Origin of the sequence: Kitasatospora sp. MAA19, from assembly GCF_029894125.1 — a bacterium.
Lineage (GTDB): Bacteria > Actinomycetota > Actinomycetes > Streptomycetales > Streptomycetaceae > Kitasatospora.
Genome location: NZ_JARXYZ010000013.1, coordinates 162721 through 177260, shown reverse-complemented (window position 1 = coordinate 177260; position 14540 = coordinate 162721). Strand labels below are relative to the sequence as shown.

At 72.2% G+C, this 14540-nt stretch carries 13 protein-coding genes; 10 read left to right on the top strand and 3 right to left on the bottom strand.

Going from position 1 to position 14540, the window contains the following annotated elements; genetic code table 11:
• Positions 1-27: 27 nt before the first annotated feature.
• Positions 28-1731: an amidohydrolase gene (locus P3T27_RS21435; RefSeq protein ID WP_280680768.1), complete on the bottom strand. Its 1704-nt coding sequence runs from the start codon at positions 1729-1731 to the stop codon at positions 28-30.
• A 156-nt stretch (positions 1732-1887) separates the two neighbouring features.
• Here P3T27_RS21435 and P3T27_RS21430 point away from each other — a divergent pair, with 156 nt between their 5' ends.
• Genes P3T27_RS21430 through P3T27_RS21415 form a run of 4 tightly spaced genes read left to right on the top strand, consistent with a single transcriptional unit; the run spans position 1888 to position 4641 of the window.
• Entirely contained in the window at positions 1888-2451 is a 564-nt protein-coding gene (locus P3T27_RS21430; protein ID WP_280680766.1) for an XRE family transcriptional regulator, read from the top strand.
• On the top strand, positions 2448-3641 hold the full coding sequence (locus P3T27_RS21425; protein ID WP_280680764.1) for an MFS transporter: 1194 nt from the start codon (positions 2448-2450) through the stop codon (positions 3639-3641). Before P3T27_RS21430 ends, P3T27_RS21425 begins: the two co-directional genes overlap by 4 nt.
• Positions 3642-3926, top strand: a complete 285-nt coding sequence (locus P3T27_RS21420; protein WP_280680762.1) for a hypothetical protein — start codon at positions 3642-3644, stop codon at positions 3924-3926. It abuts the gene before it with no gap.
• Positions 3927-3954: 28 nt separating this feature from the next.
• Positions 3955-4641, top strand: a complete 687-nt coding sequence (locus P3T27_RS21415; protein WP_280680761.1) for an alpha/beta fold hydrolase — start codon at positions 3955-3957, stop codon at positions 4639-4641.
• A gap of 149 nt (positions 4642-4790) precedes the next feature.
• On the opposite strand, the gene P3T27_RS21410 is transcribed toward P3T27_RS21415, so the two are convergent.
• Positions 4791-6158 carry a DUF2252 domain-containing protein gene (locus tag P3T27_RS21410; RefSeq protein ID WP_280680848.1) on the bottom strand — a complete coding sequence of 456 codons (1368 nt, stop codon included), beginning with the start codon at positions 6156-6158 and terminating at the stop codon, positions 4791-4793.
• A gap of 336 nt (positions 6159-6494) precedes the next feature.
• Between P3T27_RS21410 and P3T27_RS21405 the strand changes: the two genes are divergently transcribed.
• The 6 genes from P3T27_RS21405 to P3T27_RS21380 all read left to right on the top strand — a co-directional run bounded on the left by P3T27_RS21405 (position 6495) and on the right by P3T27_RS21380 (position 13453).
• Positions 6495-7436, top strand: a complete 942-nt coding sequence (locus P3T27_RS21405) for a D-2-hydroxyacid dehydrogenase family protein (protein ID WP_280680759.1) — start codon at positions 6495-6497, stop codon at positions 7434-7436.
• A 361-nt stretch (positions 7437-7797) separates the two neighbouring features.
• Complete coding sequence (locus tag P3T27_RS21400; RefSeq protein WP_280680756.1) at positions 7798-8706, top strand: zinc-dependent alcohol dehydrogenase family protein; 909 nt, start codon at positions 7798-7800, stop codon at positions 8704-8706.
• 179 nt (positions 8707-8885) lie between these two features.
• Entirely contained in the window at positions 8886-9725 is an 840-nt protein-coding gene (locus P3T27_RS21395) for an MBL fold metallo-hydrolase (protein ID WP_280680847.1), read from the top strand.
• Between the two features lie 63 nt (positions 9726-9788).
• A complete protein-coding gene (locus tag P3T27_RS21390) occupies positions 9789-10529 on the top strand; it encodes a hypothetical protein (protein WP_280680754.1) in 741 nt (246 codons plus the stop codon).
• A 337-nt stretch (positions 10530-10866) separates the two neighbouring features.
• Positions 10867-12570: an NAD-dependent malic enzyme gene (locus P3T27_RS21385; RefSeq protein WP_280680845.1), complete on the top strand. Its 1704-nt coding sequence runs from the start codon at positions 10867-10869 to the stop codon at positions 12568-12570.
• A 34-nt stretch (positions 12571-12604) separates the two neighbouring features.
• The gene (locus P3T27_RS21380; RefSeq protein ID WP_280680753.1) at positions 12605-13453 is read left to right on the top strand and encodes an MBL fold metallo-hydrolase; all 849 of its coding nucleotides are present in this window, start codon (positions 12605-12607) and stop codon (positions 13451-13453) included.
• Between the two features lie 308 nt (positions 13454-13761).
• On the opposite strand, the gene P3T27_RS21375 is transcribed toward P3T27_RS21380, so the two are convergent.
• Entirely contained in the window at positions 13762-14520 is a 759-nt protein-coding gene (locus tag P3T27_RS21375; protein WP_280680750.1) for a DUF3592 domain-containing protein, read from the bottom strand.
• Positions 14521-14540: the final 20 nt, after the last annotated feature.

The window sequence follows — 14540 nt, the reverse complement described above, 5'->3', positions numbered from 1 at the left end:
CAAGGATGATCATGTGCCCGGAAGACGTCAATCGCGCAGGGTGTCGTGCACGACCCGCCCGTCCACGACGGTGAGGACGACGGGCAGCTGCGGGATGTCGTGGGGGTCGGCGGTGAGCAGGTCCCCGTCGAGCACGCAGAGGTCGGCGACCTTGCCCGGCTCCAGGGAGCCCTTCCAGTCGTCGGCGAAGTCCTGCCAGGCCGCGTCGACGGTGTACGTGCGGATCGCCTCGGCCAGGCCGATGCGCTGCTCGGGACCGCTGACCCGGCCGGCGGCCTTCGACTCGCGCAGCATCATGGTGGCGACGCCCTGGCGCCAGTCCGGGTACGTGACGGGGGCGTCGGACCCGCTCGCGACCCGCACGCCGGCGTCGAGGGCATCGCGGTAGGGCCATGCGTACGCGGCCCGTCCGGCGCCGACGAACTCCTCCTCCAGGTCGGCGACGGTCCACTTGATGGTGGGGTTCATGTTGACGCCGAAGCCGTGCGCGGCCAGCACCTTCATGCTGTGCGCGGTGAGGAAGTCGCCGTGGATGACGTAGTGGCGGGCGTCCGGCCGCGGGTGCTCGGCCATGGCCGCGGCGAAGGCGTCCGCGACGGTGTCGATGGCCCGGTCGCCGGTGACGTGGACGCCCAACTGGTGCCCGGCGGCGTGGGCGTGCCGGATGATGGCCCCGATCTCGGCGATCCGCTCGGCGTCGGTCTCGCCGCCGACGCACAGCGAGCCGCAGCCGCCGCCGACGTACGGCTCGTGCATCCAGGACGTCCTGTTGGGGACGATGCCGTCGGCGAAGATCTTGACCCCGTGGACCGCGAGGCGGCGCGGGTCGGTGTCGCCGGACTCGTCGAGGAGGGCGAGGGTGTGGGCGAACTCGTCGGCGCTGCTCGCCATTCCGGTGGGCAGGAGCAGGACGCCGACGCGGGCGGTCAGTTCGCCGTCGGCCAGCAGCCGGCGGTAGACGTCGAGGGTCTCCGCGCCGAGCGCGCCCCGCATGATGCCGTCGCCGCCGGGGCCGAGCCCGGGCTCGGTGTAGCTGGTCACGCCGAGCCGGGCGAGCGTGGCGAGGGTCGACCGGATGGCGTCGGTCCGCTCCTGCCGGCCGAGCGGCGGCAGCGCGTTCTGGACGAGGGCCTGCGCCCCCTCGTGGAGCAGCCCGGTCGGCTCCCCGGCCTCGTCCACGACGATCGCCCCGCCGGGCGGCGCGACGGTCAGCCGGTCGATCCCGATGAGCTCCAGGGCCTTGGAGTTGACCCAGGTGGCGTGCCCGGAGAAGGAGTACAGGACGACGGGGTGGTCCGGGCTCACGGCGTCGAGGTCGCGCCGCGAGGGCGACCGCGACGGATCGGCGAGGCACTCGTCGAGGTAACCGGTGTCCCAGCCGTGCCCCGTGATCCACTGTCCGGCCGGAAGCCGTCCGACGGCCTCCGCCACCGCCGCGACCACGTCCGCCAGCGAGGACACGGCCGGGTGGCCGAGGTCGAGGGAGAGCGGCGGCGTCGCCATGCCGAAGGCGCATCCGTGCAGATGCGAGTCGTTGATGCCGGGAAGCAGCGTCGCCCCGCGCAGGTCGACGACGCGGGTGGCGGGCCCGACGAGCGGCGCGACGTCGTCGCGCCCGCCGACGGCGCTGATGACCCCGCCGGTCACCGCCAGGGCCGAGGCGACGGTGAACTCCGCATCGACCGTGACCACCTTCCCACCGACGAACACCAGATCCGCATACGCGTCCACAGAAGGTCCTTTCGAAAACCGGGCGCACCGCACGGCCGCCCGCGAGCGATCTCCCGAGGACTATGGCCGCGCCCCCGCCCGCCGCACATCGGTCATTCCACCGATACGCGCTCCGGGCCCCGGACGTGATCTCATATCCGGGATAGCATCGCGAATATGGGAATCGAGACGGCCGCCGACGAGCGGCTCGCCAACCGGCTCGCCGAGTTGAGGGTGGAACGGGGCTGGACGCTGGAGGAGTTGGCCCGGCTGGCGGACATCAGCCGGTCCACGCTGTCGCGGGTCGAACGCGCCGAGGTCAGCCCGACCGCCGCGCTGCTCGGACGGCTCTGCGCCGTGTACGGACGGACCATGTCCCGGCTGCTCGCCGAGGTCGAGTCGGCGCCGGCCCGGCTGGTGCGGGCCGAGGACCAGCGGGTCTGGCGCGACGAGGCCACCGGCTTCGTCCGCCGGTCGGTCTCCCCGCCGCACGGCTCGCTGCGCGCCGAGATCGTCGAGGGCCGCCTGCCCGCCGGCGCCGACATCGCCTACGACCGCCCCTGCGTGGCGGACCTGGAACACCACCTCTGGGTGTTCCAGGGGACGTTGGAGCTGACCGTCGACGGTGAGATGCACCTGCTCGGCCCCGGCGACTGCCTGCGCTACGTCTCCGGGACCAGCCGCTTCCGCGCCCCCGGCCCGGACGAGGCCCGCTACGCGCTGGTGGTGGTCGAACCGTGAGGTCTCCGAAGGCCCGGATAGCCACCGCGCCCCGCGAGCGCTTCGACGCCGCCGGGCGCCGCGTCCTGCTGGTCTGCGTCGCCGGCGGCTTCACCACGCTGCTCGACCAGTCCGTCCTCAACACCTCCATCCCGGCGCTGCGCGAGAGCCTGCACGCCCAGCCCGCCCACCTGCAGTGGATCGTCGCCGGCTACTCGCTCGCCTTCGGCCTCGCGCTGATCCCCGGCGGCCGGCTCGGCGACGTCCGGGGCCGCAAGTGGTTCTTCGTCACCGGCCTCGCCCTGTTCACCCTGGTCAGCCTGGTCTCCGCGACCGCCACCACACCCGGGGTGCTGATCGCCGCCCGGCTGCTCCAGGGCGTCGGCGCCGGACTGGTCAACTCACAGATGATCGGCACCCTCCAGGACGTCTTCGACGGCCAGCTGCGGGCCCGCGCCCTCGGCATGTACGCCGTCACCGGCGGGCTGGCCTTCGCGCTCGGCCCGCCGATCGGCGGCGCGGTCCTGGCGGCCGTCGGCCCGGAGCACGGCTGGCGGCTGACCTTCCTGCTCAACGTGCCGTTCGGCCTGGCCACCGTCGCGCTGGCGGTGCGTCACCTGCCCAGGCCCCGCCCGAGCGCCCGGCACGCCGACCTCGACCTGGTCGGCCTGCTGCTGGTCGCCGCGCTCACCCTCGTCCTGATGCTGCCGTTCGTCCAACCTCCCGGCTGGACCGGCTGGCTGGCCTTCGCGGCCGCCGCCGTCCTGCTGCTCGGTGCGCTCGCCTGGTGGCAGCGCCGCTACGCCCGCGCCGGCGGCCACCCACTGATCCACCCGGCGCTCACCCGCTCCGCGCCGTACGCGCTCGGCACCGCGACCGCGATGGCGCAGTTCGGTTCCTCGCTCGCCGCCGGACTGGTGCTCACCATGTTCCTCCAGGACGGCCTCGGGCTCTCCCCGATGGGCGCGGCGCTGGTCGCGCTGCCCTCGGCGCTGGCCATGGGCGTCGCCTCGGCGCTGGCCTGGCGGGTGGTGCAGCGCTTCGGCCGACGCACCGTCACCGCGGGCATGACCGGCTCCGCCCTGGTCATGCTGGCGAGCGGACTGGTCGCGCACTGGGCGCCCGCCGCCGTCCTGCCCTGGCTGCTGGCGCTGCTGCAACTGTGCGGCGGCGCCTCGATCGGCCTGATGAGCGCCACGAACCAGGCGTAAGTGCTGCGCCACGCGCCCGCCGAGGCGGCCGGGGTGAGCGGGGCGATCCTGCAGATGGCGCAGCGGATCGCGGCGGCGGTCTCGGTCTCGGCGCTGTCCGGGGTGTACCTGCGGCAGACGGCCGGGGGCGGCGGCCACCGCTCCGCCTACCTGGCCACCAGCGCGGTGTGCGCGGCGGTCGCCGCCCTCGCCGTCCTGGCCTCGGTGTTCGCCGGCCGGGCGGCGGCCCGCGGCGCGACGGGCGAGCCCGTCGCGGTGAGCCGTGGGCGAACACCCGTCCGGTGACGGCCGGTCGGCGCGTACGGTGACGAGCATGACCGAGATCCGGACCGTGGAACTGCCCGAGCTGACGATCGCCTACCGCGCGAGCGGCCCGGCGGACGGCCCGCCGCTGGTGCTGCTGCACGCCCTCGGCGAGCGCGCCACTGACTGGGACGTCGTCCTGCCCGCCCTCGCGCCCGGGCACCACGTGTACGCGCTCGACCTGCGCGGCCACGGCGACAGCGGCCGCACCACCCCCTACGGCCTGGAGGAGATGCGCGACGACGTGCTCGCCTTCCTCGACGCGCTCGGCCTGGCCCGGGTCGACCTGGTCGGCCACTCGATGGGCGGCGCGGTCGGCTACCTGGTCGCCCAGGCCCGGCCGGAACGGATCGACCGCCTGGTCCTGGAGGACATCCCGGCGCCGTACTCGCGCCCGGCCAGTGCGGTGCCGGACGCGCCGGACGAACCGGTGCACTTCGACTGGGCCGTGGTGAAGGCGGTCAAGGCGCAGATCGACACCCCCGACCCGGCCTGGCGGGAGGGGATGAAGAGGATCACCGCCCGCACCCTGCTGGTCGCGGGCGGTTCGGCCAGCCACATCCCGCAGGAGCGGCTGGCCGAACTCGCCCGGCTGATCCCGGACTGCCGGCTGGTCACCATCGAGGCCGGGCACCTGGTGCACAGTGCCCGGCCCGCCGAGTACGTCGCCGCGGTGGCGCCGTTCCTGGCGCGCTGACGCGGACCTCACCGGCGCGGACCTCGCTGACGCGGACCTCGCCGGCGCGGACCTCGCCGGCGCGGACCTCGCCGGCGCGGACCTCGCCGGCGCGGACCCCGTTGGTCCGGACCCTGTTGGTCCAGACCCTGTGACTCAGGCCCTGTGACTCAGACCCCGTGCTCGGCCGGCAGGCGGCCGCTGCGCACCGCCGCGACCAGGTCGGCGTGGTCGGCCTCGGTCCGGTCCGCGTACGCGACCGCGAAGGCGGCGACCGCCTCGTCCAGTTCCTCGCTCTTGCCGCAGTAGCCGGCCAGCAGGCCGGGGTCGGCGGTGTGCGCGTGCGCCCGGGCCAGCAGGGCGCCGGTGATCCGGGCGTAGTCGTCCAGTTGGCCCGGCAGCAGCGCGGCCGGGTCGACGCTGCCCTTGCGGTTGCGGAACTGCCGTACCTGGTAGGGCAGTCCGTCCACCGTCGTCCAACCCAGCAGGGTGTCGCTGACCACCTGCATGTGCTTCTGCCCGAGCACCACCCGGCGGCCCTCGTGGCCGTCCTGCCCGGCCACCGGGTGGCCGGCGCGCTCCAGGTAGGGCAGCAGCGCCGACGGACGGGCCTCCTTCACCTGGAGCACCAGCGGCTGGTCCCGGTGGTCGGTGAGCAGCACCACGTACGAGCGGGTGCCGACGCTGCCCGTGCCCACCACCCGGAACGCCACGTCCTGCACCCGGTAGCGGGACAGCAGGGTGCGCACCTCGGCGGGCACCGTCGCCACGTACGGGCCGAGCGACTCCGCGACGGCCCGCGCGGTCGCGTCGGTCACCTCGGTGAGCACCGGGGGAGCGGCCGTGAACCGCAGGCCGCCGTCCGCCGTGCGGGCGGTGCTGCGGGCGGCGAATCTGGCGCTCGTGTTGCCCAGCGCCTTCGCGCCGACCTTCTGCAGCACCTCGGCCAGGTCGTGCGCCTCGGTGAAGGAGACCAACTGCTCGTCCGCGACGGCGTTCCAGGCGTCCAGCGCGGGCAGTTTGGCGAGCGTGCGCATGGTCCGGCGGTAGGAGCCGGCCGCGTGCTCGGCGGCCTCCCGGGCGGTGGCCTCGTCGGCCCCGGTCTCCCGGCCGGCCAGCACCAGGCTCGCGGCCAGCCGCTTGAGGTCCCACTCCCAGGGGCCGGGCACGGTCTCGTCGAAGTCGTTGATGTCCATCACCAGCCGGCCGCGGGCGTCCCCGTACAGGCCGAAGTTGGCGGCGTGCGCGTCCCCGCACAACTGGGCGCCCACCCCGGTGTCCGGTGTGCCCATCAGATCGGCGGCCATCAGCCCGGCCGAACCGCGCAGGAACGCGAACGGCGTGGCGGCCATCCGCCCCACCCGGATCGGCACCAGTTCGGCGATCCGGCCCGCGTTGGAGGCCTCGATCGCCTCCACGGCCGTCGGCCGCTCCGCCGCGGGTGCGAACTCGGCATGCCGCTCCCGTGGCACCCGCCGGCGCAAGGCCTTCCCGCGCTCCCGCGCGCGCCCGTCCTGCCCCGAGGCGAACCCGGCCACCGCGAAGGCCCGGTGGCCCTGCGGCCCCACTCCGTTCGAGTCCGCCCTGCCCGCGTCCGTCACGGCCCTGTCCACCACGGCCCCGTCCACCGCACCGGTCACCTGTGTCACCGCTCCCCGCCCGTCCCTTCCGGCTCCCACCCGCCCACGACCTGCGCGAACGGCCTGCAGGGGGAGTGACGTCCGGCGCCTGACGTCGGTTCCTGCGGCGCGGGGTGCTTCCTGCGGCCGTCGGCGCGGACGGTGGTGCCCTCGCCCTGACCGCCTGCCAGCCCGGCGACGTGACGGGCTCGCCTCCGCTCGCCCCACCACGAGGAGCGCCGTAGCATCACCGCTGTGAAGGTCGCGATTCTGGACGACTACCAGGGCGTCGCCCTCGACTGCGCCGACTGGGGCCGGCTGGACGCCGAGATCGAGGTGTTCACCGACCACATCCCCGATGCGGACGAACTGGTTCGCAGGCTCGCCGGCTTCGAGGTCGTCGTCGCGATGCGCGAGCGCACGTGGTTCACCGCCGAGGTTCTGCGTCGGCTGCCCGATCTCAAGCTGCTGGTCACCACCGGCCCAGGGAACGCGGCGATCGACGTGGCGGCCGCCGCACGGCAGGGCATCGTGGTCTCCGCGACCGGATACTTCGGGTCGCCCACCGCCGAACTCACCTGGGCGTTGATCCTCGCCGCCGCACGCAACCTCCCGGTCGAGGAGCGTGCGATGCGGGACGGCGGCTGGCAACGCACGGTCGGCACCGGGCTGGACGGGAAAACCCTCGGCCTTCTCGGACTGGGAAACCTGGGCAGCAGCGTGGCCAGGATCGGCCAGGCGTTCGGTATGGGCACCATCGCCTGGAGCCAGCACCTCACACCCGAACGCGCGGCCGAGCACGGGGTGACGGCTGTGACCAAACAGGAGCTGTTCGCCGCCGCGGACGTGCTGTCGGTGCACCTGGTGCTCAGCGACCGCACCAGAGGACTGGTCGGCAGTGCGGAACTCGCCGCGATGAAACCGTCCGCGATCCTGGTGAACACCTCGCGGGGGCCGATCGTCGATCAGGACGCCCTGCTGGACACCCTGCGGCGCAAGGCGATCCGGTGCGCGGCGCTCGATGTCTACGACGTCGAGCCGCTGCCCGCCGACCATCCCTTCCGTACGCTGCCGAACACCGTCCTCACCCCGCACATCGGCTACGTGACCCGCGAGCTCTACGAGGTCTTCTACCGCGACGCGGTCGAGGACATCGCCGCCTTCCAGGCGGGACGACCGATACGCACCCTCACCTAGGGCCTGTCCGGCGGCCGGATGCGTGGCGCAAGGGTGCCGTCGCTGCGCCGACCGAGGTGTCGGCGCCTGCGGTGAGCGCTGCCGAGGCGTGCGGGTTACGATCCCTGCAGAGGGCGGGTCTGACAATGCCCATTCGCCATAGCGTGGCCGGCGGGCTCCAGCAGATTTCAAGCATTGATCGCCGCAACATCTCCGAGCCTCAACAGTCAACGGACTTTCCGGCAATCCAGTCACGCTTTTGGGTGATGTCGCACGCAGAAAGGTCGAGGTGATGAAGGCTATTCGGTTAGCTCGACACGGTGAGCCATCCGAGGTCCTGGAAGTCGAGGACGTGCCTGTCCCGGAGCCCGGGGACGGGCAGGTGAGGATTCGCATTCTGGCGGCCCCCGTGAACCCGTCGGACCTGCTGTACGTGCGGGGGTTCTACGCCGGCGTTCAGGCCAGGTTCCCGGCGCCGGTCGGATTCGAGGGCGTCGGAATCGTGGATGCCCTCGGGCCCGGGGTGAAAGGCCTGACCAGTGGGCAGCGGGTGTCGGTCGTCAACGGGCAGGGCGGAAACTGGGCGGAATACGCTGTCGTTCCTGCGGGTGATCTGTTCCAGGTGCCCGATGAGATCCCCGATGAACAGGTGGCCTCCTTCGTCATCAATCCCGCCTCCGTGGTCCTCATGGTCCGTCGTGTGCTGGCGGTCCCCAAGGGGGAGTGGCTGCTGCAGTCCGCGGCCGGTTCCGAGCTGGGACGCATGGTCATCAGGCTGGCCAAACGCGACGGTATCCGCACCCTGAACGTCGTCCGCAGACGCGAATCGGTGGCCGAGCTGGAAGCTCTCGGCGCTGACGCCGTCATCGTGTCCACCGAGGGGCCGATCGACGAACAGGTCCGCAAGATCGTCGGGCCCGAGGGTGTGAAGTACGCCATCGATCCGGTGGTCGGAGAGACCGGAACACAGATGTTCAAGGCGCTCCACGAGGACGGGCGGATGCTGGTGTACGGCTCCCTGACGGGCGAGCCGATCCGTGTCGGCGAGGACCCGCGGTACATCCTGGCGGGCCGCCGTATCGTGGAGGTCTACTGGCTCGGCTACTGGCTTCCGCGGCTCACCGAAGCAGAACGACGGCAGTTGGGGGAAGACATCGTGGCGCTGATGCGAGAGGGAATCATTGAAACCTCTCCCGGGCGTCAATATTCTCTCGACGAGATCGGTGACGCCGTCGCCCAAGCGGAGCAGAAGGGCCGGCGGGGAAAGGTGTTCCTCGTACCCGGGAAGTAGCGGGGGCCGGTCTTGCCGCCCGCAGCGGGGCGCCGGAAGCACGGCTGAACGCGATGTCCTCGCCGGTGCTTCCGGCCGCCTCCTGCGGGAATCCCGCACCGCTGATCCAGACGTCATCCTGGTCGGATCCCCGCCCGACGTCTGCGCTCGGCGACCGGTCGCAGAGCCAGGAGGTCGATGTGACGGAGTTGCGCTACGAGGTGCTGGTTTTCGACGGGGTGCGTCGCGAGCGGCCCATGCGCCTGCCCGACGGGGGACCGATCGTGTCCTCGCCGCTGGCGTGCACCTTGATCCTGGGTGAGACGGACGCGGTCCTGGTCGACGTGCCGTTCACCCGCGAGCAGGTGCAGGGCGTCGGCGACTGGATCGAGCGCTGGGGCAGGCGACTGGCTCACGTCTACGCCACCCACGGGCACGGCGACCACTGGTTCGGCACCGATCTGCTGATGCAGCGATTCCCCGACGCCGTGCCGTACGCGACCGAGGGCACGATCCGGCTGATGCACAAGCAGGCGACCGAGGGGCGCGAACAGATGTGGGACGTGGATTTTCCCGGACTCATTCCCGACAGTCCCGTGGCCTACCAGGTGATTCCCGCGGACGGGTTCGAACTGGAGGGCCACCGCCTCCTGGCGGTGGAGACGGGCCACACCGACACCGACGACACCACCGTCCTGCACGTGCCGTCGATCGGCCTCGTCGTGGCAGGTGACGTCGCGTACAACGGAGTCCACCAGTACCTGCTGGAAAGCCCCGGCGGCGGAATCGACAAGTGGCTCACCGCGCTCGACACCGTCACCGCACTGCGCCCGCGCGCGGTCGTCGCCGGCCACAAGAACAGAGAACTCCCCGACGACCCGTCGATCCTGGAACAGACCCGCGACTACCTGCTCGACGCGCAGCGTCTGCTGGCGGCGAAGCCGAGCCCACGCGAGTTCTTCGACCAGATGCTGCGGCTCCATCCGGACCGACTCAACGTGAGCCCGGTCTGGTACAGCGCGCTGGCACTCCTGTCATGACCGGCCTCGCCCACGGCGATCCCGTCTCGGTCAGGCTCGTGCCCGAACGGGCAGGTTGCCACGATGAACGGCGGCACTGACGTGGCGGGCGCGCGTGACGATGCGGTCCGCACCGAGGTCACGCAGTGGTTCTTCGACGACTACCTGCCGACCTGGGTAGGAGTGGGAAGCGGCGCGATCCCCCGCGGGCCGGAGTTCATCCTCGACTACTGGGCCGTGCCGCTGCACCACAGCTCGCCGGCGTCACGGGAGTGGCTCCTCGACAGCGAGGCCGTTATCGGGCTGCTCGAGAGCAACCAGGCCCCACTGAAGGCGCAGGGCTATTCCTACACGGCCGTGCCGGACCGGAGGGTGACGGTCTACCACGATGCCGGAGCGGCGATCGAGGCGATCTGGTCACGGCGTCGCTCGGACGGCAGCGAGATCGAGCGTCTCGCCGTTCACTTCGAGATCGCCCGGGAATCCGCCGGCTGGCGGATCGTCGGCATTCAGTACGCGCCGACGACGGCGGATTCCTTGGACGCGGCGGGCAGCTGGCTGAGCAGGATGCGGCACTGCGAGAGCGCTTGCGTCCCCGGCGCCGGACACCGGTCCCACGTCGAGCAACCCGCAGCCGTGGCGCGCATCCTCACAGACTTCGTGGACAGGATCGCAACCGCACAGAGAGGTGAAGGTTCATGGGCTTCGAGGAGGTATTCGTGCCCGCCGCTGACAACGTACAGCTGCACGCCTGGGTCTTCCGCCCGCCCACGGGCAACGGTCCCTTTCCGGCGATCACCATGGCGCACGGCTTCGCCGGTGTGAAGTACCAGAGCCTGCAGGGCTATGCGGAACGCTTCAGCCGGGCCGGGTTCGTCGTCCTCCACCGACTGGTTCCGTGAGCAACTCACCGGACCGGGATGAGCACAACCCGCCGGCGCACCACGAGGGCGGAGGAGTCGCCGGTCGACGCGATCCCTTTCGGTTGGCGCGAGCTCGCCGTTTGCCGCCGGAGTCGACGACAGCGCGTTGCCCGGGTCGACAACGCGGCCGGTCAGGCCGCTGACCCGCCCGACGTCGTCGCGCCGGCTCGGACCTCTGAATCACGCATCCCGGTGCCGCACGGCATCGGAGCACCCCCGAGGAGGAAGCCATGAATCCGATGCCGACCCGCTGGAACGCCCGTTACCGGCGATGGGACACGGCGGCCAGGGGCCGCGCCGTGCTGGCCGATCCCCGGCTGAACAGGGGCACCGCCTTCACCGAGGACGAACGGCAGGCGCTCGACCTCGTCGGCCTGCTTCCGCCGCACGTGCTCACGATCGAGCAACAGTCCTCCCGCGCCCACGCGCAATTCCGGGCACAGCCCGACGACTTGGCCAAACACGTCAACCTGACCGCTCTACAGGACCGCAATGAGGTGCTGTTCTACCGGCTGGTCGGCGAGCACCTGGACGAGATGCTGCCGATCGTGTACACCCCGACCGTCGGCACCGCGATCGAGCGCTACAGCTCCCAGTACCGGCGACCCCGCGGGGTCTACCTGTCGGTCGACGCGCCCGAGGACGTCGAACGCTCGCTGCGGGCCACCGGACTGGGACCGGACGAGGTCGACCTGATCGTCGCCACCGACGGCGAAGCGATCCTGGGCATCGGCGACTGGGGGGTGGGCGGCATCAACATCTCGGTGGGCAAGCTCGCCGTGTACACCGCCGCGGGCGGCATCGATCCGGCTCGCACCCTGCCCGTCATGCTCGACGTGGGCACCAACCGCGAGGAACTGCTGGACGACCCGCTCTACCTCGGCAACCGCCACCCCCGGGTCGACCGGGAGACCTACGACGCCTTCGTCCAGACCTACACGGACACCGCGACCCGGCTCTTCCCCGGCGCCCTGCTGCACTGGGAGGACTTCGGGCCGGACAACGCGCGGCGCATCCTGGCGCGCTACCGCGACCAGGTGCTCACCTTCAACGACGACGTCCAGGGCACGGGTGCGGTGAACCTGGCGGCGGTGCTGTCCGGCGTGCGGGCGAGCGGCACACCACTGCGGGAGCACCGGGTGGTGATCTTCGGTGCGGGCACGGCGGGTGTCGGCATCGCCGACCAACTGCGTGACGCGCTCATCGCTGACGGTCTGACGCCGGGCGAGGCCACCCGCCGCATCTGGTGCATCGCCCGGCACGGCCTGCTCACGGACGGCACGACCGGCATGCGGGACTTCCAGGCCCCCTATGCACGCCCCGCGGACGAGGTGGTCGGCTGGGCACGCGACCCGAACGTCGGCGGCATCGCGCTGGCGGAGGTCGTGCACCGGGTCGAACCGACCGTGCTCATCGGCACCTCCGGCCAGGCCGGCGCCTTCACCGAACCCGTCGTCCGCGAGATGGCCGCAGCCGTACGACGCCCGATCATCCTGCCCATGTCCAACCCCACACCGCTCGCCGAGGCAACGCCCGCCGACCTGATCGCCTGGACCGACGGCCAGGCCCTGGTAGCCACCGGCAGCCCCTTCGCACCAGTGACCCACGACGGCATCACCCACCGGATCGGACAGGCCAACAACGCGCTGATCTTCCCCGGTCTCGGCCTGGGAGCCATTGTGGCCCGAGCCACCCGCATCACCGACGGCATGCTCACCGCCGCGGCCCACGCGGTCGCCGCACAGGTCGACTCGACCACCCCCGGAGCGCCGCTCCTCCCACCCACCCTGCAGCTGCGGGAGACCTCCGCCGCCGTGGCCGCGGCAGTCGCCCGGAGCGCCGCCCACGACGGGGTGGCGCGCGCAACCGTCGGCGACGACATCGGTGCCCGGGTCCGCGCGGCCATGTGGCAGCCGAACTACCCTCCGGTGCACGCGATCTGACCGCACCAACCGGAAGCCCGCAAAGGAACTGATCATGCTCGGAACACCGCTGAGTTGGAGTGTCCACACCGCGCCGTCGATCCCCACGGAGACCTCGGACCTGCCGCCCGGCCTGCCCCGACGCATGTGGTCACCGATCACGGCGACGCTCATCACCGGCGAGCGCGACGCGGTGCTGGTCGACGCGCTGATGACCACCGAGCAGGCCGGCCACCTGGCGGACCGGGTCGCCGCCAGCGGCGAGAACCTCACCACGGTCTTCGTGACCCACGGGCACGGTGACCACTGGTTCGGGCTGGGCATCCTGCTGGAGCGCTTCCCGCAGGCCCGCGCCGTCGCCACGCCGGCCGTGGTGGCGCAGATGGGGAAGCAGATGGCGCCGGAGTCCGTCGCGTCGCTCTGGAACACGCGTTTCCCCGGCCAGATCCCTGACAGGCTCGTCGTGGCCGAGCCGTTGGTCGGCGACCGGCTGGAGTTGGAAGGCCACGACCTCGTCGTCGTGGGGCTCGGGCACACCGACACCGACGACACCACGTGTCTGCACGTGCCCTCCATCGGCCTGGTCGTGGCCGGCGACGCCGTCTACAACGACGTCCACCTCTACCTCGCCGAATCGTCCGCCGAGGGCCGCCAGGCCTGGCTCCACGCACTCGACACCATCGCCGCCCTGGACCCACAGGCGGTCATCGCAGGGCACAAGCGCCCGGGCAGCCCCGACGACCCGGCGAACATCGCCGAGACCGCGAAGTACATCCACGACTTCGAGACGGTCGCCGAGCGCACCACAACCACCCTGGAGCTCTACCAGGGCATGCTGGACCTGCACCCGACCCGGGTCAACCGGGGCGCGCTCTGGGGCTCGGCCAGATCGGCCAAAGGCTGACCGCCGTCATCTCCTGCTCGTCCCGGTCCGCGTGCGGCAGCCGGTCCTCCACGTGTGCCCCGGTATCGGGCACGCCGTCACCCGCTCCCAGGACGTCAGCTGGAACCTCGAACCGGTGTGGACCAGCGGGAACCGGCGGGGAAGGACGCTGGTGCAGGGCCACGATCAGCCCTTCCTCACTATGGGCCTGTCCGGCGCACCGGGCTGCTTCCACAACGGGAAGTCCCGGGCCTCCACGTCGACCGGGAGCTGACCGGGCGTCCGGTACCTGACCGGGTATCCGGGGGCGCCCAGGGCGGCGTCCGGCGTCAGTCGTCCGTGGGGGCTTCCAGGAGCCACCAGACGCACAGCACGCACGGGGTGCCGAGCCCGCCCACGGCAATCGCGATCCACAGCGCCCAGTAGACGCCGCTGACCACGGCCGCCCGCTGCGGGTGCGCGGGATCGATCCGTACGCTCACCCGGTGCCCGTCGGGCCACCGGTGGTCCGCGCCCTCGCTGGTGCTGTACTCGTGCTCGCCCACCGACCAGTGGTAGGTGCACTCGGTGCTGGAGTCGCCGGTGGACCGACAGCCGGTGACGGTGGCCGTCACCCGCAGCGTGGCGGCGTGGTCGCGGTCGCGCTCGTGGGACCAGTCGCTGAGGGCGAAGGCGAAGCAGCCGGCGAAGACGCAGAGCATCAGGGCGAGCAGGGTGCCGTTGAACAGGGCGAGGAGTGCGGCGCCGGGGCGCGGGCCCCGGCGCAGCAGCAGGCGCGCCGGTGCGGCCAGTGCCGCGAATGCGGCCGCGGCGGCCGCGCCGATCCAGCCGTCGTACCAGGTGGTCGATCCCCATGGCGCGAAGGCCGTCGCCGCCGCGCCGACCAGGACGGCGGCCCAGGCCACGCGTTGGAGCGGGCGCGTGGCGCGGCGCGCCCGCTCGCGCAGCCGCCCGGCCCGGCCCGCTCCAGCGGCCGGGGCCACGGCGGGGGGCCCGACGGGGGCACTGGAGGGCCGGTGGTCCTCCGGAACGGTGGAGGGCCTGCGGTCCTCGGGGACAGGAGGCGGCGCGTCCGCGATCGTGGTCACCCGGCCACGCTGGCAGAGGG